Origin of the sequence: Aeromicrobium ginsengisoli (genome assembly GCF_004134905.2) — a bacterium.
Lineage (GTDB): Bacteria > Actinomycetota > Actinomycetes > Propionibacteriales > Nocardioidaceae > Aeromicrobium > Aeromicrobium ginsengisoli.
Map to the genome: position 1 here is coordinate 1110090 of NZ_SDPQ02000002.1, position 19759 is coordinate 1129848.

Annotated in this window: 21 protein-coding genes; 15 read left to right on the forward strand and 6 right to left on the reverse strand. The window is 69.7% G+C overall.

Going from position 1 to position 19759, the window contains the following annotated elements; genetic code table 11:
- Positions 1–50 precede the first annotated feature (50 nt).
- The 6 genes from dxr to ESP70_RS12255 all read left to right on the forward strand — a co-directional run bounded on the left by dxr (position 51) and on the right by ESP70_RS12255 (position 6758).
- Positions 51–1253: a 1-deoxy-D-xylulose-5-phosphate reductoisomerase gene (gene dxr, locus ESP70_RS12230; RefSeq protein WP_149689519.1), complete on the forward strand. Its 1203-nt coding sequence runs from the start codon at positions 51–53 to the stop codon at positions 1251–1253.
- Entirely contained in the window at positions 1250–2548 is a 1299-nt protein-coding gene (locus ESP70_RS12235) for a M50 family metallopeptidase (RefSeq protein ID WP_149689520.1), read from the forward strand. Before dxr ends, ESP70_RS12235 begins: the two co-directional genes overlap by 4 nt.
- 4 nt (positions 2549–2552) lie before the next feature.
- Positions 2553–3698, forward strand: a complete 1146-nt coding sequence (gene ispG / locus ESP70_RS12240; RefSeq protein WP_056214930.1) for a flavodoxin-dependent (E)-4-hydroxy-3-methylbut-2-enyl-diphosphate synthase — start codon at positions 2553–2555, stop codon at positions 3696–3698.
- 65 nt (positions 3699–3763) lie between these two features.
- On the forward strand, positions 3764–4609 hold the full coding sequence (locus ESP70_RS12245; RefSeq protein ID WP_149689521.1) for a GNAT family N-acetyltransferase: 846 nt from the start codon (positions 3764–3766) through the stop codon (positions 4607–4609).
- A gap of 12 nt (positions 4610–4621) precedes the next feature.
- Positions 4622–4984 carry a DoxX family protein gene (locus tag ESP70_RS12250; protein ID WP_149689522.1) on the forward strand — a complete coding sequence of 121 codons (363 nt, stop codon included), beginning with the start codon at positions 4622–4624 and terminating at the stop codon, positions 4982–4984.
- Between the two features lie 34 nt (positions 4985–5018).
- Entirely contained in the window at positions 5019–6758 is a 1740-nt protein-coding gene (locus ESP70_RS12255; RefSeq protein WP_188110619.1) for a proline--tRNA ligase, read from the forward strand.
- A gap of 72 nt (positions 6759–6830) precedes the next feature.
- Here ESP70_RS12255 and ESP70_RS12260 read toward each other — a convergent pair whose 3' ends face one another.
- Positions 6831–7232: a DUF4439 domain-containing protein gene (locus ESP70_RS12260; protein ID WP_149689524.1), complete on the reverse strand. Its 402-nt coding sequence runs from the start codon at positions 7230–7232 to the stop codon at positions 6831–6833.
- On the reverse strand, positions 7229–7714 hold the full coding sequence (locus ESP70_RS12265; RefSeq protein WP_149689525.1) for a hypothetical protein: 486 nt from the start codon (positions 7712–7714) through the stop codon (positions 7229–7231). Before ESP70_RS12265 ends, ESP70_RS12260 begins: the two co-directional genes overlap by 4 nt.
- A 120-nt stretch (positions 7715–7834) precedes the next feature.
- Here ESP70_RS12265 and rimP point away from each other — a divergent pair, with 120 nt between their 5' ends.
- The 7 genes from rimP to ESP70_RS12300 all read left to right on the forward strand — a co-directional run bounded on the left by rimP (position 7835) and on the right by ESP70_RS12300 (position 15243).
- Positions 7835–8287 carry a ribosome maturation factor RimP gene (gene rimP / locus ESP70_RS12270; protein WP_149689526.1) on the forward strand — a complete coding sequence of 151 codons (453 nt, stop codon included), beginning with the start codon at positions 7835–7837 and terminating at the stop codon, positions 8285–8287.
- Positions 8287–9342: a transcription termination factor NusA gene (nusA, locus tag ESP70_RS12275; RefSeq protein WP_149689527.1), complete on the forward strand. Its 1056-nt coding sequence runs from the start codon at positions 8287–8289 to the stop codon at positions 9340–9342. Before rimP ends, nusA begins: the two co-directional genes overlap by 1 nt.
- A gap of 4 nt (positions 9343–9346) precedes the next feature.
- On the forward strand, positions 9347–9652 hold the full coding sequence (locus ESP70_RS12280) for a YlxR family protein (protein ID WP_149689528.1): 306 nt from the start codon (positions 9347–9349) through the stop codon (positions 9650–9652).
- Between the two features lie 219 nt (positions 9653–9871).
- On the forward strand, positions 9872–12580 hold the full coding sequence (infB, locus tag ESP70_RS12285; protein WP_425458392.1) for a translation initiation factor IF-2: 2709 nt from the start codon (positions 9872–9874) through the stop codon (positions 12578–12580).
- A 73-nt stretch (positions 12581–12653) separates the two neighbouring features.
- Positions 12654–13094, forward strand: coding sequence for a 30S ribosome-binding factor RbfA (gene rbfA, locus ESP70_RS12290; protein WP_149689530.1), 441 nt, complete (start codon positions 12654–12656; stop codon positions 13092–13094).
- Positions 13087–13965, forward strand: a complete 879-nt coding sequence (gene truB / locus ESP70_RS12295; RefSeq protein ID WP_149689531.1) for a tRNA pseudouridine(55) synthase TruB — start codon at positions 13087–13089, stop codon at positions 13963–13965. Before rbfA ends, truB begins: the two co-directional genes overlap by 8 nt.
- Before the next feature lie 15 nt (positions 13966–13980).
- Positions 13981–15243, forward strand: coding sequence for a phospholipase D-like domain-containing protein (locus ESP70_RS12300; RefSeq protein ID WP_246162012.1), 1263 nt, complete (start codon positions 13981–13983; stop codon positions 15241–15243).
- Here the strand turns inward: ESP70_RS12300 and ESP70_RS12305 are convergent.
- Positions 15240–15989, reverse strand: coding sequence for an SDR family NAD(P)-dependent oxidoreductase (locus ESP70_RS12305; protein ID WP_188110604.1), 750 nt, complete (start codon positions 15987–15989; stop codon positions 15240–15242). The genes ESP70_RS12300 and ESP70_RS12305 overlap by 4 nt on opposite strands.
- Before the next feature lie 126 nt (positions 15990–16115).
- On the opposite strand from ESP70_RS12305, the gene ESP70_RS12310 reads away from it, so the two are divergent.
- The gene (locus ESP70_RS12310; RefSeq protein WP_149689533.1) at positions 16116–16508 is read left to right on the forward strand and encodes a hypothetical protein; all 393 of its coding nucleotides are present in this window, start codon (positions 16116–16118) and stop codon (positions 16506–16508) included.
- Positions 16508–17356, forward strand: a complete 849-nt coding sequence (locus ESP70_RS12315; protein WP_149689534.1) for a serine/threonine-protein kinase — start codon at positions 16508–16510, stop codon at positions 17354–17356. The genes ESP70_RS12310 and ESP70_RS12315 overlap by 1 nt, the downstream gene beginning before the upstream one ends.
- 7 nt (positions 17357–17363) lie before the next feature.
- On the opposite strand, the gene ESP70_RS12320 is transcribed toward ESP70_RS12315, so the two are convergent.
- Genes ESP70_RS12320 through ESP70_RS12330 form a run of 3 tightly spaced genes read right to left on the reverse strand, consistent with a single transcriptional unit; the run spans position 17364 to position 19705 of the window.
- Complete coding sequence (locus ESP70_RS12320; RefSeq protein ID WP_149689535.1) at positions 17364–18023, reverse strand: response regulator transcription factor; 660 nt, start codon at positions 18021–18023, stop codon at positions 17364–17366.
- The gene (locus ESP70_RS12325) at positions 18020–19420 is read right to left on the reverse strand and encodes a sensor histidine kinase (RefSeq protein ID WP_149689536.1); all 1401 of its coding nucleotides are present in this window, start codon (positions 19418–19420) and stop codon (positions 18020–18022) included. Before ESP70_RS12325 ends, ESP70_RS12320 begins: the two co-directional genes overlap by 4 nt.
- Before the next feature lie 12 nt (positions 19421–19432).
- Entirely contained in the window at positions 19433–19705 is a 273-nt protein-coding gene (locus tag ESP70_RS12330) for a hypothetical protein (RefSeq protein WP_149689537.1), read from the reverse strand.
- Positions 19706–19759 lie beyond the last annotated feature (54 nt).

Genomic DNA, 19759 nt, shown 5'->3' on the forward strand with positions numbered 1-19759 from the left:
CCTGCATGTCCGGACTAGGGCATGGGCAACGCATCGGGGACAATGGTCGGATGCGCAAGCGTGTCGCCGTTCTCGGCTCAACGGGATCCATCGGGACCCAGGCCCTCGAGGTCATCGCGGCCAACCCCGAACGGTTCGAGGTCGTCGCGCTGGCCGCCGGCGGGGGCAGCCCGCGACTGCTCGCCGAGCAGGCGATCGCGTTCAACGTGCCCCTCGTCGCCGTCGCCAAGGCGAGCACCGCCGAGGACGTCCAGCTCGCGCTCTACGCCGAGGCGCAGCGCAACGGCTACGCCCAGGGCGACCACCGGGTGCCGCGCCTCATCGCCGGACCCGACGCGGCGGTCGACGTCGCCCGCATCGAGTGCGACGTCGTGCTCAACGGGATGACTGGTGCCGTCGGCCTGCTTCCGACGCTGGCCGCGCTCGAAGCCGGTACGACCTTGGCGCTCGCCAACAAGGAGTCGCTGATCATCGGCGGCGAGCTCGTGATCGGCGCGGCCAAGCCCGGCCAGCTCGTCCCGGTCGACTCCGAGCACTCAGCTCTCGCCCAGGCGATGCGAGGGGAGCGGCGTGACGAGGTCCGCAGGCTCATCGTCACCGCGAGCGGCGGCCCGTTCCGCGGGCGTACGCGCGCCGAGCTTGCCGATGTCACACCCGCCGAGGCGATGGCGCACCCGACGTGGGACATGGGTCCGGTCATCACGATCAACTCCGCGACCTTGGTCAACAAGGGGCTCGAGGTCATCGAGGCCAATCTGCTGTTCGACATCGACTTCGACCGCATCGACGTCGTCGTGCACCCGCCGTCGATCGTCCACTCGATGGTCGAGTTCATCGACGGCGCCACGATGGTGCAGGCGTCGCCGCCCGACATGAAGCTGCCGATCGCGCTCGGCCTGGCCTGGCCCGATCGCGTGCCCGACGCTGCCGCAGGCTGCGACTGGACGCAGCCGGCGACGTGGGAGTTCTTCCCGCTCGACGACGAGGCGTTCCCGGCCGTCAGCCTGGCGCGCAAGGCCGGCACCTTCGGGCGTACGGGCCCGGCAGTGTTCAACGCCGCCAACGAGGTGTGCGTCGACGCCTTTGTCGGCGGCGACTTGGACTTCCTCGGCATAGTGGACACGGTGGGCAGCGTCCTCGACGAGCATCTCGGCGATCCGGCCGTCGCCCGCCAGGATCTGACCCTCGACGGCGTGCTCGACGCCGATGCATGGGCCCGCACCCGGGCCGCGGAGCTGGTGGAGAAACGATGAACGCACTGATCTACACCCTCGGTGTCGTCGGATTCATCATCGGCGTCGCGGTCTCGATAGGCCTGCACGAGCTCGGCCACATGTACCCGGCCAAGAAGTTCGGCATCAAGGTCACCCAGTTCTTCGTGGGCTTCGGCAACACCGTGTGGTCGGTCAAGCGCGGCGAGACCGAGTACGGCATCAAGTCGATCCCGCTCGGCGGCTACGTCAAGCTCGTCGGCATGCTGCCGCCGGCCAAGGACGCCGACCCGCACGAGGTGCGCACGACCAACACGGGCCTGTTCACGCAGCTGATCTCGGACGCCCGCAACGCCGAGTACGAACATGTCGACGACAAGGACCTCGACCGGTTGTTCTATCGCAAGCCGTGGTGGCAGAAGCTGATCGTCATGGCCGGTGGCCCGATGGTCAACGTCCTCATCGCGATCGTGCTGTTCACGATCGTGTTCATGGGGTTCGGAGCGCTCAAGCCGTCGACCACGGTCAACACGGTCTCCGACTGCGCCATCAGCGACGCCGAGGCGGGGCGCACGTGCACGTCGAAGGACCCGATCACGCCGGCCAAGAAGGCCGGGCTGCTCCCGGGCGACCAGATCACCTCGTTCAACGGGCACCGGGTCACGTCGTGGGACGGGCTCACCAAGCTCATCCGCGCCAACGGCTCGCGCGAGGCCGCCATCGGCTTCGAGCGCGACGGCAAGGCCCGCGAGGTCAGCGTCGCCACCTCGGTGCTGGCACGCGCCGACGTCGACGACCCGACCAAGACCGTCAACGTCGGCTTCCTGGGCGTCGCACCCACCGAGACGTACGTCCGACAGGGCCCTGGCTACGTCGTGTCGACCATGGGCACGTACGTCAAGGGCACCGCCGAGGCGATTGTCCACCTGCCGCAGCGCATGGTCGACGTGACCAAGGCCGCGTTCGGCGGCAAGCGCGACGCCGACGGCCCGATCAGCGTCGTCGGGGCGAGCCGGGTCGCCGGTGAGATGGTCACGGTCGACGACCCGACGTGGGGTGAGCGGGTCCAGCGCGTGCTCGTGCTGCTCGCCGGGCTCAACCTGTTCCTCGCGCTGTTCAACTTCATCCCGCTGCTGCCGCTCGACGGCGGCCACATCGCCGGTGCGCTCTACGAGGCCGTACGTCGCGGAATCGCCCGCCTGCGTGGCCAGCCCGACCCCGGATACGTCGACGTGGCCAAGATGTTGCCGGTCGCCTACGCCGTGGGTGCCCTCCTTATGCTGATGAGTGTGATCCTGATCTACGCCGACATCGTCAACCCCGTGAAACTGAGCTGAAGACATGACTGATCTCGGACTCCCCGCGATGCCGCCTCCGGTGCTGGCACCACGACGCAAGACGCGCAAGATCAAGGTCGGCACGGTCGACGTCGGAGGCGACGCGCCCATCTCGGTGCAGTCGATGACCACGACGCTGACCTCCGACGTCAACACGACGCTGCAGCAGATCGCCGAGCTCACCGCCGCGGGCTGCGACATCGTCCGCGTGGCCTGCCCGAGCCAGGACGACGCCGACGCGTTGCCCGAGATCGCCAAGCACTCCAACATCCCGGTCATCGCCGACATCCACTTCCAGCCCAAGTACGTCTTTGCGGCGATCGACGCCGGCTGTGCCGCCGTACGCGTCAACCCCGGCAACATCCGCAAGTTCGACGACCAGGTCGGCGCGATCGCCCGCGCGGCCAAGGACGCCGGTGTCTCGATCCGCATCGGCGTCAACGCCGGCTCGCTCGACAAGCGCATCTACGACAAGTACGGCAAGGCCACGGCCGAGGCGCTCGTCGAGTCGGCCGTCTGGGAGGCGTCGCTGTTCGAGGAGCACGACTTCCACGACTTCAAGATCTCGGTCAAGCACAACGACCCCGTCGTGATGGTGCAGGCCTACGAGCAGCTGTCGCAGCGCGGCGACTGGCCGCTGCACCTCGGCGTCACCGAGGCCGGACCGGCGTTCCAGGGCACGATCAAGAGCGCCACCGCGTTCGGCGCGCTCCTGAGCCAGGGCATCGGCGACACGATCCGCGTCTCGCTATCGGCGCCGCCGGTCGAGGAGGTCAAGGTCGGCCTGCAGATCCTGCAGTCGCTCAACCTGCGCGAGCGCAAGCTCGAGATCGTCTCGTGCCCGTCGTGCGGTCGCGCCCAGGTCGACGTCTACACGCTCGCCGAAGAGGTCACCGCCGGCCTCGAGGGCATGGAGGTGCCGCTGCGCGTCGCCGTCATGGGCTGCGTCGTCAACGGACCGGGGGAGGCCCGCGAAGCCGACCTCGGTGTCGCGTCCGGCAACGGCAAGGGCCAGATCTTCGTCAAGGGCGAGGTCATCAAGACCGTGCCGGAGTCCAAGATCGTCGAGACGTTGATCGAGGAAGCCATGCGCATCGCCGAGGGCATGGAGCCGGTCGAGGGCGGCTCGCCCGCCGTCACCGTCAGTTGATCGGTGTGCCGCGGGCGTCCGCGCCGGGTCCGTCGTAGGCTGGTGGCACCACCCAGGGAGGCGCTGTGCTCAAGACGACGACGACGCACGTCCGTGCGCTGACGACGTCCGACCTCCCTGAGCTGAACGCCCTGCTCGACCGCGATCCCTTGGTCAACCTGTTCATCCGCAACCGCGTCGACGCCACCAAGCTGCAGACGCGCTGGTTGGGCGGGCAGGTCTGGGGCTACTTCGAGGACGGCGCTCTCGTGTCGGCGTGCCACGCCGGCGCCAACGTCGTACCCGCCCAGGCGACACCGGCGGCCGTCGAGGCGTTCGCCGAGCAGGCGGTCTCCGACAACGTACGTCCGTCGTCGATCGTGGGGCCGCGTGACGCCGTGCTGCCGATGTGGAAGCTGCTCGAGCCGCACTGGGGTCCCGCCCGCTCGCCACGCCTCGACCAGCCGTTCATGGTGCTCGAGCACGACAGCCACCTGCGCCCTGACCCGCGTGTACGCCCGGTGGTGCTCGACGAGTTCGACACGGTCTATCCCGCCTGCGTCGCGATGTTCACCGAAGAGGTCGGCGTCGACCCCGAGATCGGCAACCGCAGCGGCTATCGCGCCCGCGTCGCCCAGCTGATCTCGCAGGGCTGGGCGTTCGCGATCATCGAGGACGGTGACGTGCTGTTCAAGGCCGAGGTCGGCGCCGCGACTCCGTACGCCTGCCAGATCCAGGGCGTCTACGTCAGGCCGGACCAGCGGGGCCAGGGCATCGCCGCGCCCGCGCTGGCTGCGGTCGTGCAGCAGGCGCGCGCGACGGTCGCACCGATCGTCACGCTCTACGTCAACGACCACAACACCGCGGCCCGCCGGGCGTACGAACGGGTCGGCTTCGAGCAGACTGCGACGTTCGCGTCGATCCTTCTCTGACATGCTCATGGCATGAGTCGTGACATCAAGGTCCTGGCCGGCATCTTCGCGGTGTCCGGCGTGCTGCACTTCGTGACCCCTCGCACGTACGAGGCGATCGTGCCGAAGGCGCTGCCGCGCAAGCGCGAGCTCGTCCAGGTGTCCGGCGCGGCGGAGCTCGCCCTGGCCGGGATGCTGCTGCATCCCCGCGGCCGGCGACTCGGTGGCCTGGGTTCGGCCGCGCTGCTCGTGGCGGTGTTCCCGGCCAACGTGCAGATGTCGGTCGACGCAGCTCGTGACTCGCGCAAGCCGTGGTGGTTCACGCTCGGCACCGTGCTGCGCCTCCCGCTGCAGCTGCCGATGATCCGCATCGCGATGAAGGCCGCCCGAAGCTGACGTGACACCGACCGCATAAGGTCGTCCCATGCGTATGTCCCGGCTCTTCCTGCGTACTCTCCGCGACGATCCGGCCGACGCCGAGGTGCCCAGCCACAAGCTTCTGGTGCGCGCCGGCTACGTCCGTCGTGTGGCACCCGGCATCTACTCGTGGCTGCCGCTCGGCCTCAAGGTGCTCGCCAAGGTCGAGAAGATCATCCGCGAGGAGATGGAGTCGATCGGCTCCCAGGAGGTGCGCTTCCCGGCGCTGCTGCCCCGCGAGCCCTACGAGGCCTCCGGACGATGGACCGACTACGGTCCCAACGTGTTCCGGCTCAAGGACCGCAAGGGCAACGACATGATGCTCGGCCCCACGCACGAGGAGTTCTTCACGCTGCTGGTCAAGGACCTCTACTCGTCCTACAAGGACCTGCCGCTGAGCCTCTACCAGATCCAGACGAAGTACCGCGACGAGGCGCGTCCCCGTGCGGGCATCCTGCGCGGCCGCGAGTTCATCATGAAGGACTCCTACTCGTTCGACATCGACGACGCCGGCCTCGCCGAGTCCTACCAGGCCCACCGCGAGGCGTACGTCCGCATCTTCGACCGGCTCGGCTTCGAGTACGTCATCGTGCACGCGCAGTCCGGTGCGATGGGTGGCTCGGCCAGCGAGGAGTTCCTTGCGGTCTCCGAGACGGGCGAGGACACGTTCGTACGCTCGCCCGGTGGTTACGCCGCCAACGTCGAGGCCGTCACGACCGTCGTGCCCGACGCCATCCCGTACGACGACGCGCCTGCCGCGCATGCGGAGCAGACCCCCGGCACGCCCACGATCGACACGCTCGTGGCGCACCTCAACGAGGCATTCCCGCGAGACGACCGCCCGTGGACCGCGGCCGACACGCTCAAGAACGTACTGGTGATCCTGCGGCAGCCCGACGGCACCCGCGAGCCGCTGGCGATCGGCCTGCCCGGAGACCGCGAGGTCGACGCCAAGCGCCTCGAGGCGGTTGTCTCGCCGGCCGAGGTCGAGCCGTTCGAGGACAAGGACTTCGCCGCCAACCCCGCGCTGGTCAAGGGCTACATCGGACCTGCTGCGCTGGGCACCGAGAGCGCGTCCGGCATCCGCTATCTCGTCGACCCCCGTGTCGTCGAGGGCACCCGCTGGGTCACCGGCGCCAACGTCGAGGGCTCGCACGTCATCGACCTCGTGGCCGGCCGCGACTTCACCGCCGACGGCACGATCGAGGCCGCGGAGGTCCGCCCCGGCGACCCGGCTCCTGACGGTTCGGGCCCCCTCGAGCTGGCCCGCGGCATCGAGATGGGCCACATCTTCCAGCTCGGCCGCCTCTACGCCGACGCGCTCGACCTCAAGGTGCTCGACGAGAACGGCAAGCTCGTCACGGTGACGATGGGTTCGTACGGCGTCGGGGTGTCCCGCGCAGTCGCAGCGGTCGCGGAGTACGCCCACGACGACCTCGGCCTCATCTGGCCCAAGGAGCTCTCGCCGTATGACGTGCACCTGATCGTGGCCGGCAAGGACGAGGCCGTGGTGGCTGGCGCGGAGCAGGTCTACCAGGACCTGATCGGCGAGGGCATCGACGTGCTCTACGACGACCGCCTCGGCAAGGTCTCGCCGGGCGTGAAGTTCAAGGACGCCGAGCTGATCGGCGTGCCCACGATCGTCGTGGTCGGCAAGGGCTTCGTCGACGGCGTCGTCGAGGTCAAGGACCGGGCGACCGGGGAACGTACCGACGTCCCGCTCGCCGACCTCATCGCCCACCTCCGCGGCTAGGTCACCGAGATTTGGATCGAGCTGCACCACGAAGTGACCTGGCGTGGTGCACCAGCATCCACATCTCGGCGGCTAGGGGAGGCCGGGGAACGCGTCGGGGCGGCCGCCCCACGTGAGCTCGGCGAGCGCCGCACGGCGCAGCCCCCTCGTCGCATACGTCCGTAGGTCGCCGGTGCTGTCACCGGCGAGCCTCAGGCAAACCGCAGCGATGTCGCGCTCGAGCTGCCGGGCGGCGGCGAGCGCCCTGGCCTTGTTGCGCACCCGCACCACGTCGTACGACAGCGCGGGCGGCACCGGCTCGACCCTGAGCTGGTGCAGGCGCGCCAGCAGGCCGTCCCGCACGGTGCCGTGATCGTCGTAAGACGTGCGGGCCCGCTCGGCCAGCGCGCCGAACCGGGCGCCGATGACGGGGTAGAGCCACACGGCCTCGTGCTCGAGCGCGAGCCAGTCCTGCAGGGTCTCGGTCGACGTCATCGCAGCTCACCGACCCCGCGTGCGCACTGGGCCAGGCCTGCGGACATCGACGCCAGGACGCGGGCGAGCGCGGGGGAGGCCGCCTTGACCGAGTCGGCCGCTCGGGCCTTCGACGCTGCCGAGTAGGCGGCGACCAACGCATCGACGGCCTTGGCGCGGTTCGCCGGCGGCGCCGCGATGTCCGGGACGACCGCTGGGACGCCGACGGCCTTGGCATGCGCGGTGCTGATCGCGACGAACGGGCTGAGCCCGAGCTTGGCGTGCTTGACCGCTAATGCCTCCACCTGCGCGAGCAGCGTGTTCTGGTCGGCGGCGACCCGGGCGATGAGTCGATCGTCGGCGGGATCGGGCTCCTTGTGCGGCTCGATGCCCACGTTGCGGGCGAGGTCGTCGAGGCGATGGCCCAGGGCCGCACCGCCGAGACCGGCCGCGACTACCACGGTGGCTGCGCCGGTTGCCAGGAGCGCGCGTCGGCTGATCACCACGGCAGGCTAGCCGACTCGTCGCGTTCACCGGAGGGCCGCTGGTTGGGTAGGGTGGACCCGACACTGATGCCGGTGCCGACGACAGCCGAATCACAAGTGAACACTGGAGGACGAGCCATGGACGAACGACTCGCGTCTCTCGTGGATGACTGTGTGTCGGCGCTCGGGTTCGACCTCGAGGCGATCGAGCTCACTCCGGCCGGCAACAAGCGGGTCCTGCGCATCGCGCTCGACCGCGACGGCGGAGTCGGCATCGACCACATCACCGACGCCACCCGGGCGCTCTCCGAGGAGCTCGACGCCTCCGACGTGATGGGCTCGCAGCCCTACACCCTCGAGGTCACCTCGCGCGGCGTCGACCGCCCCCTCACCGAGCCCCGCCACTGGCGGCGCAACGCCGGCCGGCTCGTGCGCCTGCGGCTCGCCGACGACTCGTCGATCGACGGCCGCATCGGCGAGAGCGATGAGGCGGGCGTCGTCATCGAGGGCCGCACCACGAGCCAACGGCTCACCTACGACCAGATCAACACCGCGCTCGTGCAAACCGAGCTGAACAGGAAGGACGCCTGATGGACATCGACATGGCCGCATTGCGCGCCCTCGAGCACGAGAAGGACATCTCTTTCGACATCGTCGTCGAGGCGATCGAGACCGCACTGCTCTCCGCCTACCACAAGACCGGAGGCTCCCACCCGCACGCGCGGGTCGAGCTCGACCGCAAGAGCGGACACGTGACCGTGTGGGCCAAGGAGCGCCTCGAGACCGAGCCGCCGCCGGAGCCCGCCGAGGGTGACGAGGCGCAGGAGGTCTCGGAGGAAGCCGAGCAACGCCCGGCGCCCCAGTTCACCGAGGAGTTCGACGACACCCCCGACGATTTCGGCCGGTTCGCCGCGACGATCGCCCGCCAGCTCATCATGCAGCGCATCCGCGACGCCGAGGACGAGTCCAAGTACGGCGAGTTCGCCGGCAAGGTCGGCGACATCGTCTCCGGCGTGATCCAGCAGAGCCGCCCCGGCGACGTCGCGCTCGACCTCGGTCGCATCGAGGCGATCCTGGTGGCCTCCGAGCGGGTGCCCGAGGAGAAGTACGCCCACGGTGAGCGCCTCAAGGCGTACGTCTACGAGGTCGAGAAGGGCCTGCGCGGCCCGCGGGTCAAGGTCTCGCGCACGCACCCCAACCTGGTCAAGCTGCTGTTCGCCCTCGAGGCGCCGGAGATCGCCGACGGCTCGGTCGAGATCGTGGCGATCGCCCGCGAGGCGGGTCACCGCAGCAAGATCGCGGTGCGGGCCAACGTGCCCGGCGTCAACGCCAAGGGCGCGTGCATCGGTCCCATGGGCCAGCGCGTCCGCAACGTGATGCACGAGCTGCACGGCGAGAAGATCGACATCGTCGACTACAGCGACGATCCTGCGGAGTTCATCGCGCACGCCCTGTCGCCGTCGCAGGTCAAGGGCGTGACGCTGGTCGACGAGGCCACTCGCTCGGCGCGCGTCGTCGTGCCCGACTTCCAGCTGTCGCTCGCGATCGGCAAGGAGGGCCAGAATGCCCGCCTCGCCGCCAAGCTCACGGGCTGGCGCATCGACATCCGCTCGGACACCGAGGCGCCCCGCACCGAAGGCGCTTGACTCAATGGCGCGACCGCTTCGCGAAACGGGTAGACTGGTCGAGGTCGTCCGGACATGCATCGGTTGCAGGCAGCGTGCGGACAAGACCACTCTGGTGCGAGTCGTCGCAGTTCGGGAGCCCACGACCACGGTCGTGACACCTGATCCGCACGGCACGCTGCCGGGGCGAGGGGCGCATCTGCACCCCACGACCCGGTGCCTGGAGCTCGCGACTCGCCGCAAGGCGTTCGGTCGGGCCCTTCGAGTCGAAGGGCCGCTCGACCTGAGCGCCGTGGCGGCTCTGGTCGAGGATTCGGGGCCAACAGCTTGACCACCAGGAGCGTCCACGCGATGGGCGCTTCACGACACGAAATCGGAGCACTTCGCTCATGAAGACCAAGTGAGTACTGCGCGATGAGTACTGCGCAATGAGCACGTTCGTCAACTAGTGGTCTGATCCTCCTTCGGGGTCGGACCCCCCTGAAGGAGAAGAGTGGCTGTAAGAGTCCACGAGCTCGCACGCGAGTTCGGTGTCGAGAGCAAGGTCGTCCTGTCCACCCTGAAAGACATGGGTGAGTACGTGAAGTCGGCCTCCTCGACCGTAGAAGCCCCCGTCGTCCGGCGCCTCAACGAGGAGCACGGCGACGCCCTGCGCGCGCAGGGCGCCAAGAAGTCAGGCGGCAAGGCCGCCGCCAAGAAGGCAGCACCGGCACCCGCCGCCGAGCCCGAGGCCGCACCGGCCCCGGTCGAGGCTGCTGCCCCCGCTGCCCCTGCCCCGACGCGTACGCCCGGCCCCACGCCCGGACCTCGGGTCGCCCCGACGCCCGAGCCTGAGCCCGAGCCGACTCCGGTCGCGGAGGCCCCGGCCCCCGCAGCCGAGCCCGAGGCGCCTGCTGCGGCTGCCTCGGCTCCGGCCGCGCCCGGACCCCGTCCGGGTCCCAAGGCACCCGGTGCCCGTCCCGGCAACAACCCGTTCTCGTCGACGCAGGGCATGCAGGCCCCGCGTCCGCCGGCCGCACGTGCCGGCGGCCCGACGCCGGGTGGCGCACCCGGCATGCCGCGCCCCAACCCGGCCATGATGCCGCGCCAGTCCGGCCTCGCCGGCCCCTCGACCGGTCGCGGTGCGCCCGGTCGTGGCGGCCCCGGCGGAGCCCCCGGCCGCGGTGGACCCGGTGGTGCACCGGGTCGTGGCGCTCCCGGCGGAGGCGGCGGCGGATACGCCGGTCGTCCCGGTGGTGGCGGCGCTCCCGGTCGCGGTGCTCCCGGCGGTGGAGGCGGCTTCAGCGGTCCTCCGCGCACGGGTGGCCCCGGTGGCCGCAACACGCGTGGTGGCACGCAAGGCGCGTTCGGTCGCGCCGGCGGCCCCGTACGTCGTGGACGCAAGAGCAAGCGCGCGAAGCGCCAGGAATTCGACCAGATGCAGGCGCCCGCCATCGGCGGCGTCCGCGTCCGCAAGGGCAACGGCGAGACCGTACGCCTGACGCGCGGTTCTTCGCTGGCGGACTTCGCCGACAAGATCGGCGGCGACTCCGCATCGCTCGTCGAGGTGCTGTTCCACCTCGGTGAGGTCGTCACGGCGACACAGTCGGCCAACGACGAGACCCTGATGTTGCTGGGCGAAGAGCTCAACTACAACGTCGAGGTCATCTCGCCCGAGGACGAGGACCGCGAGCTGCTCGAGTCGTTCGACATCGAGTTCGGCGAGGACGAGGGCGACGAGGCCGACCTGGCCGCGCGACCCCCCGTCGTCACCGTCATGGGTCACGTCGACCACGGAAAGACCAAGCTCCTCGACGCGCTGCGCAGCAGCAACGTCGTCGACAAGGAGGCCGGTGGCATCACGCAGACCATCGGTGCCTACCAGGTCGCCACCGAGGTCGACGGCACCGAGCGTCGCATCACCCTGATCGACACACCGGGTCACGAGGCGTTCACCGCCATGCGTGCCCGTGGTGCCCAGGCGACCGACATCGCGATCCTCGTGGTCGCAGCCGACGACGGCGTCATGCCGCAGACGGTCGAGGCGCTCAACCACGCCAAGGCCGCCGGTGTCCCGATCGTCGTCGCGGTCAACAAGGTCGACAAGCCCGACGCCGACCCGACCAAGGCACGTGGCCAGCTCACCGAGTACGGACTCGTGCCCGAGGAGTACGGCGGCGACACGATGTTCGTCGACGTCTCGGCCAAGGCCGGCACGGGTCTTGACGACCTGCTCGAGGCCGTCATCCTCACGGCTGACGCCTCGCTCGACCTGCGCGCCAACCCCAACCAGAACGCCGAGGGTCTCGTCATCGAGGCACACCTCGACCGCGGTCGGGGACCTGTCGCCACCGTGCTGGTCCACCGCGGAACGCTCAAGGTCGGTGACTCGATCGTCGCCGGTCCGGCGTTCGGACGTGTCCGCGCCATGCTCGACGAGCACGGCGAGAACATCGAAGAGGCCACTCCGTCGCGTCCGGCACTCGTGCTGGGTCTGACGGCGGTGCCTGGCGCCGGCGACAACTTCATGGTCGTCGCGGACGATCGTCTGGCTCGCCAGATCGCCGAGAAGCGCGAGGCGCGCGAGCGCAACGCCCTCCTGGCGCAGCGCACCGGCCGTCGTACGCTCGAGGACTTCATGTCCTCGATGGAGAAGGGCGAGACCGACGAGCTGCTCCTCATCCTCAAGGGTGACGGTTCCGGTTCGGTCGAGGCGCTCGAGGACGCACTGGCTCAGATCGACGTCGGCGAGGAGGTCGCACTCCGGGTCATCGACCGCGGTGTCGGTGCGATCACCGAGACCAACGTCATGCTGGCCGCCGCGTCCAACGCCGTCATCATCGGCTTCAACGTCCGCCCGCAGGGCAAGGCGACGGAGCTGGCCGACCGCGAAGGTGTCGAGATCAAGTACTACTCGGTCATCTACAACGCGATCGAGGAGATCGAGGCATCGCTCAAGGGCCTGCTCAAGCCGGAGTTCGAGGAGGCGCAGCTCGGTACCGCCGAGATTCGCGACATCTTCCGCTCCAGCAAGATCGGCAACATCGCCGGTTGCATGGTCACGAGCGGCGTGATCCGGCGCAACGCGAAGGCACGTCTGCTTCGCGACGGCTCCGTGGTCGCGGACAACCTCGACTTCTCCAGCCTGCGCCGCGAGAAGGACGATGTGTCCGAGGTCCGCGAAGGCTTCGAGTGCGGTCTCGTGCTCAAGGGCTTCAACGACATCAAGGTCGGCGACATCGTCGAGACGTTCGAGCTGCGCGAGAAGGTTCGCGCGTAAGCGACACCCCCGTCGGACGCCTCCCCCCACGTTCTCGCGTGGGGGAGGCGTCCCACTCAGTTTGGAGAGAATCATGGCTGGACCTCGGATCCACAAGGTCGCGGACCGGATCAAGGTCGTCGTGGCGCAGATGCTCGAGCGCCGGATCAAGGATCCGCGCCTCGGCTTCGTGACGATCACCGACGTACGCATGACCGGTGACGGTCAGCAGGCGTCGGTGTTCTACACCGTGATGGGCGACGAGACGGCTCGCGCCGAGACCGCAGCGGCGCTGCGCAGCGCGACGGGCCTGATCCGCTCCGAGGTCGGCAAGCAGCTCGGCACCCGCATCACGCCGTCGATCGAGTTCTTCCTCGACGCCGTCCCCGAGACGGCCAAGGAGATCGAGGACCTGCTGGCCAAGGTCAAGGAGTCCGACGAGCAGGTCGCGTCCCGCTCGGCGGGTGCGCAGTACGCCGGCGACCCCGATCCGTACAAGAAGAAGGACGAGGACGACGCGGAGCTCGATGACTGACCCCGTCAGTGGGCTCGTCGTCGTCGACAAGCCGGCCGGCTGGACGTCGCATGACGTCGTCGGCCGCATGCGCCGCATCGCCGGCACCAAGAAGGTCGGCCACTCCGGCACGCTCGACCCCATGGCGACCGGCATCCTGGTGCTGGGCATCAACCGTGCCACCCGGCTGCTCGGTCATCTGACGCTCGCCGACAAGGAGTACGTCGCGACGATCCGGCTCGGCCAGGCCACCGTCACCGACGATGCCGAGGGCGAGATCACCTCGTCGACGCCGGCGTCCCACATCGACGAAGCCGCCGTACGCGCGGTGCTGCCGGCCTACACCGGCGACATCCAGCAGGTTCCGTCGTCGGTCTCGGCGATCAAGGTCGACGGTGTGCGCTCGTACGCCCGGGTGCGCGCCGGCGACGAGGTCGAGCTCAAGGCCCGACCGGTCACGGTCTCGGAGTTCGAGTTCGACGGGCTGCGCGTCGAGGGTGATGTGGTGGACGTCGATGTGCGGGTCGTCTGCACGAGTGGCACCTACATCCGTGCCCTGGCGCGCGACATCGGCACCGACCTCGGTGTCGGGGGTCACCTCACGATGCTGCGGCGCACGCGGGTCGGCGCGTTCGCGCTCGACCAGGCGCACACGCTCGAGGAGCTCGAGCAGGAGCTCGTCGTGGTCGGCCTCGACGACGTGGCCCGCGCGAGCTTCCCGTCGTACGACCTCGCGGAGCGCGAAGCGTCGGATGTACGCTTCGGCCGTCCGCTCACCGGCATCGATCTCGGCGCGCCCGGTGCGGTCGCGGTGTTCGCACCGTCGGGCGAGTTCCTCGCGCTCTACGAGCAGCGCGGCGGCGTCGCCAAGCCCGTCGCGGTCTTCGTCTGACCGAGGATCGCTAGGGTGAGGTTCACCATGCGTATGCGTCGGCCGTCGACCCGCGGCATCCTCAAGCGGGCCCTGTTCACGATGCTGTCGGCGCAGTTCCTGATCGTCGTCGCGCTCATGGTGACGACCAAGGTGCGCAAGATGATGCGTGGCAGCAGGGGCAACGACACATTCCCCGTGACCCCGCCTGCGCCCCTCGAGGTCGGGGCCGGCAACACCGCGACGGTCTACACCTACGGCTCCGACCTGTTCGAGGACATGCTCGCGGCGATCGGCAACGCCCGCGACCGCATCCTGTTCGAGACCTACATCATCAAGGCCGACGAGATGGGCCGCCGGTTCAAGCAGGCGCTCATCGATGCGGCCGAGCGCGGCGTCGACGTCTACGTGATCTACGACGGCTTCGCCAACCTGGTCGTCACCCCGAGCTTCCTCACGTTCCCCGCCCCGATCCACGTCCTGCGCTATCCCGTGTTCGCGACCGGCTGGCGGTTCTTCAGCCCGCGGCAGATGGGCCGCGACCACCGCAAGGTGCTGGTCGTCGACGACGAGGTCGGCTACGTCGGCGGCTACAACGTCGGCTCGTTGTACGCCTCGGAGTGGCGCGACACGCACCTCAAGATCGAGGGTCCCTCGGTCTGGGACCTCGACAACGCGTTCGTCGACTTCTGGAACCTGCGCCGCCGCAAGCGGGCCCGCATGCTCAAGGAGCGCGGCGACGCGAGCTGGGAGCCGCAGATCCGCGCGCACCGCAACGTGCCGCGTCAGCTCCTGTTCCCGATCCGCGGCATGTACATCGAGGCGATCGACCGGGCCCGCGACCACATCTACATCACCGCGGCCTACTTCATCCCCGACCGGGACATCCTCGACGGACTGCTCGCCGCGGCGGCTCGTGGCGTACGCGTGCGGATCCTCGTCCCGGAGATCTCCAACCACGTGGTGGCCGACTGGCTCTCGCGGGGGTTCTACTCCCAGCTCCTCGATGGCGGTGTGGAGATCCTGCTCTACCAGGACTGGATGGTGCACGCCAAGACCGCGACGATCGACGGCCGGTGGACGACGATCGGCACGGCCAACATCGACCGCCTGAGCCTGACCGGCAACTACGAGATCAACCTCGAGATCCTCGACGACGCGCTGGCGCAGCACCTGGAGACGGTGTTCGAGACCGATGCCTCAAACGCGCGGGTGCTGACCCGGACCGAGTGGTCCTCGCGGCCGCTCGTCGCCAAGGCGTGCGAGTGGATCCTCGCGCCGCTGCGGCCGCTGCTCTAGACGGGACGCGCCGGGCTGGACCCGTCGAGCACCACGACCTGGCCGCCGGACGACGGATCGGTGATCAACCGGACGATCTCGTCCGTGACCTCGCCGACCGGCACGAGCGGGGGAGCCGAGAGCCGGTCCTCCGGGTCGAGCGCAGCGAGCTCGGCCCGAGCGCGGGGCAGGGCGATCCAGCCCGGCACGACGCAGCTCACCCGCGGGCTCGTCCAGCCGCCGACGGCCGAGGTCAGTCGCACGATGCCGGCCTTGGAGACGGCGTACTCCGGCGAGGCGTACCGGCTGGACTCGATGCCGGCACTCGACGACACCTGGACCACCGCGCCGCCGTCCACGACCGCCGTGCGCGCGAGCTGCAGCAGGCGCATGGGTGCGACCAGGTTGAGCTCGAGGACGCTGAGCCAGTCGTCGGGTGAGGCGTCGGGGTAGTGGCTGGTCAAGCCGCCCCAACCGCCGGCATTGCTGACGACCGAGAACAGCGTGCCCCGCGACGAGGCCAGGTCGACCGCCCAAACGAGGCGATCGGCATCGCGGACGTCGGCGACCACGGCCTCGGCGCTGCCGCCGGTGTGCTGGATGCTCCCCACCAGCTCGCGAGCGGCGGCAGCGTCGGGGTCGAGGACCACGACGTGCGCGCCGTGCGACGCGAGCTCGGACACGACGGCCGCGCCGAGACCCGACGCGCCACCCGTCACGAGGCTCACGGTGTTGCGCAGGACGGTCAGGTCGTGCGTCGTCGGCATGGGATCGACGCTAGGCGCGACCGGGGACAGCCGCCACATGAGAGACCTCTCATGCACGGCTCATGGGCGCCTCACGTCGCGTCGACAGATTGGAGTCATCAGCAACCACCGATCAAGGAGAAGACCATGCACAAGCTCGTACGCACCGGCATCGTGACGCTGGCCGGAACCGTCGTCCTCGGCACCGCGGGAGTCGCGATCGCCGGCGGCGCCCAGGCCAACGACGGCGACAAGGTCGCCAAGCGCGAGGACACCTCGACCTCGTGGGTCCAGTCGACCAACCTCGACGACGACCCCGACGACGACCAGGCCGGCACGGCCGACTCGCCGACGCACCACACCGTCAACACGGCGAACACCGTCAGCACCTCGCCGACGAAGAACACGGCACCGACGACCAACACCCACAACACCGTCAAGACCGTGAACACCGCGCCGACGAAGAACACGGCACCGACGAAGAACACGGCACCGACGAAGAACACGGCGCCGACGGCCAACACGGCGAACACCAACTGATGTCCGACACCTGGGGCCTGGCCGGGGGCGACGCGATCGTCCCCGGCCTCACGGCCGTCAAGCCGGTCGGCGGCGGCACGATGTACGAGGCGTGGCTCGCGTTCGACGAGCGCCTGTACGCACCCGTCGTCGCCAAGGTCGTACGTCCGGGCCAGGTCAGCGACTCAGCGCGGGCCGACCTCCAGCGCGAGGTCGACATGCTGGGACGGCTCAGTCATCCCGGCATCGCGCGACTGTTCGCCTACGACGACGAGGGCGACCGGCCCTACCTGGTGCTGGAGAACATCGACGGGCCGAGCCTGTCGTCCCTGATCTCCAAGCACGGGTACGTGCCGCTGCACCAGCTGCTGCCACTCGGCCTGGAGCTGGCCTCGGCGCTGCACTACCTGCGGGCGATGGACGTCTGCCACCTCGACATCAAGCCGAGCAACGTCATCATGGGCGCCCCGGCCAAGCTCATCGACTTCAGCATCGCGATGGAGGCCAAGGCGGCCGGCGAGCTGACCGATCCGCTCGGCAGCGACGAGTACATGGCACCCGAGCAGTGCCTCCCCGGAGAGCGCGGCACGGTCGGCCACGCCAGCGACATGTGGGGCTTCGGCGCCACGATGTTCCGTGCGGCCGCCGGCTATCGCGCGTTCGAGCGCGAGCCGCGCTGGCTGCAGCTGACCGAGGAGCCGTACGTCCTGCCCGACTTCGTACCGACGGCGCTCGGCGACCTGATCCACGCGTGTCTGTCGAGTGACGCCGCGGACCGTCCGCTGCCCGAGGAGGCTGCCCGCGCCCTCGAGCCCATGCTGGAACGCCTCCCGCAGGCCCGGCTGTCGGGCTTCAAGATCAGCCTCTGACCGCGGTTCAGTCGACGCGGTAGCCCAGGCCGCGCACCGTCGTGACGAGGTCGGCGCCGAGCTTCTTGCGCAGATAGCCGACATAGACGTCGACGACGTTGGAGCCTGGGTCGAAGTCGTAGCCCCACACCTGCGACAGCAGCTGCTCGCGCGACAGGACGAGGCCGCGGTTGCGGATCAGGACCTCCGCGAGCGTCAGCTCACGCGCCGAGAGCTCGACCTCGCGGTCGCCGATGTACGCCCGACGGCGGCGCAGGTCCACGCGGACGTCGCCCACCGACAGCTCGTCGTCAGGCACGGGCTCGCCGGGCGCGCGCAGCCTCAGGCGTACGCGGGCCAGCAGCTCGCCGAACTTGAACGGCTTGGACATGTAGTCGGCGGCTCCGCCCTCGAGCGCCGCGACCGTGTCGGTGACCGAGTCGCGCGCGGTCAGGACGATGACCGGCAGGGCCGGGCGCTCCGCGGTGACGCGCTCGAGGATGCGGAAGCCGTCCATGCCGGGCAGTCCGATGTCGAGCACCATGAGGTCGAACTCGCCGGTGAGCGCGTAGTCGAGCCCCGCGATCCCGTCGCCGACCACCGTGGGCGTGAAGCCCTCGGCCTTGAGCCCCTTGGCCACGAACGAGGCGATCCGGTCCTCGTCCTCAACGATCAGGATGCGGTTCATGGATGGGCTCCCGTCGGCAGGCGGAGCCGGAACGTCGCCCCGGTCTCGGTGTCGTCCAGCGTGACGTCTCCGCCGTGCGCCTCGGCGATGGCTCGTACGATCGACAGCCCGAGGCCGAACCCGTCGTCGTTGTGCTCCCCGCGGGCGAAGCGTTCGAAGATCTCCGTACGCAGCTCCGGCGCGACGCCGGGCCCACTGTCGCGCACCCACAGCTCGAGCTGTCCTTCGTGGTGGCGGGAGCCGATGCCGATCTCGTCGCCGGGCTGCGTGTGCCGGGCGGCGTTGTCGGCGAGCTGCAGCAGGGCCTGGGTGATCCTCTGGCCGTCCAGCGAGGCGTCCCCACGCGTGACGCCGTCGAGCAGCCAGGTGCGATCGGCCAGCGCCCGGGCACGGTCCAGCACCCCGTGCGTCAGCGCCTCGACGTCGGTCGGCTGCACGCGGACGAAGTCGGGGCGGCGTGCCTTGGCCAGCATCAGCAGGTCGTTGACCAGCCGGGACATGCGATCGGTCTCGTCGAGCAGCAGGGTGCGCGTCGCCGCGACATCGTCCGGGTCCGAGGCGTCGAGCACCTCCAGGTGGCCGCGCAGGATCGTGAGCGGGGTGCGCAGCTCATGCCCCGCGTCGTCGAGGAGCTGGCGCTGGGTGACGAACGCCGATTCGAGCCGGTCCAGCATGTCGTTGAACGTGCGCTGCAGGTCCGACAGGTCGTCGTGACCCGTGACCTGGATGCGCCCGCCGAGATCACCGTCGGTGATGCCCCTCGCGGTGTCCCGGAGCTGGCGGACCGGGCTCAGCAGTCGACCGGCGATCCACGAGGCGAGCCCCGCGATGAGGATCACCGACAGCGCGGCCAGCAGCGCGTACGTGACCATGAGCTCGCGCAGGTCGTCGCGGCTGGCGCTGACGTTGTGCGTCACGACGAATGCCGAGGTCGAGCCGCCCTGGGTGACGGGCTGCACCGCGACGCGGTACTCGGATCCGCGCACCGTGACGGAGTCGGTCCCGCCGGTGCGCTCGAGGCGGGCGACGAGGTCACGGAACGGGGGCGAGCCGAGCAGCCGCTTGTCGCCCTCGCCCTGGTACGACGGACCGCCCGACGCACGGAAGGCGTAGAGCGCCTCGTTGGCGTCGGGCAGGTTGCGCTCGAGGAACACCGTGAGCAGCCGGTCGGCGGACGCGAACGGTTTGCGAGTCTGGGGGTCGACCTCCGACTGCAGGGCACGGAACTCGCCGATCTCCTGGGTCAGGCTGGCCTCGATGGCGCGATCGATGCGGCGCGACTCCAGCACGTACAACGTCGATCCGACGGCCAGGAGGGCGAGCGTCGTGAGCAGCGCGACGGTGGCGGTGAGGCGTTGCCGCACCGAAAGGCGCGACAACGCAGTGATTCGGGGCATCAGGCCCAAGGCCTAGTCGTCATCGTCGCCGGGCCCGTCATGATCGTCATCGTCGTCGTCGGGTCCGTCGTCGTCATCGTCGTCGCGCACCTTGGGCGTGATCCTGCCCGAGTCGTCCGTGGGGGTCGCCGTCGGCGTGGAGCTCGGGTCGGGCGCGACCGTGATCGGCGTGGTGTCACGCGGTGCCGGGTCGGCGCCGGCGGAGACCCTCGAGACGATGACCGCGGTCAGCACCAGCGCCACGACAGCCAGGACCGCGGCGGGGAGTCGTCGGCGCAGGTCCATGCCTCCACCCTGCCGCATGCCTCCGCGCGGGTCGATGAGGCGGCGATGAGAGTG